Here is a 211-nt window from a genome sequence, read left to right on the forward strand (position 1 = left end):
GGCCTTCGAGGACGCGGGCATCGACCCGGAGAGCGCCCGGGGGACGCGGACCGGCGTCTTCACCGGCCTGATGTACCACGACTACCTGGCCCGGCTCTCCGCGATCCCGGACGGGCTGGAAGGCTTCCGCGGCACGGCGGGAGCGGGCAGCGTGGCCTCGGGCCGCGTCTCGTACACGCTGGGCCTGGAAGGTCCGGCGGTGACCGTGGAC

The 211-nt window shown here is 74.4% G+C and carries 1 protein-coding gene; it reads left to right on the top strand.

The annotated features are described in order from the left end of the window. A partial coding sequence (locus VR44_RS40355) for a beta-ketoacyl synthase N-terminal-like domain-containing protein (RefSeq protein ID WP_045952678.1) occupies positions 1 to 211 on the top strand: 211 nt, incomplete at both ends.

This window comes from Streptomyces katrae, from assembly GCF_000966975.1.
GTDB classification, from domain to species: Bacteria; Actinomycetota; Actinomycetes; order Streptomycetales; family Streptomycetaceae; genus Streptomyces; species Streptomyces katrae.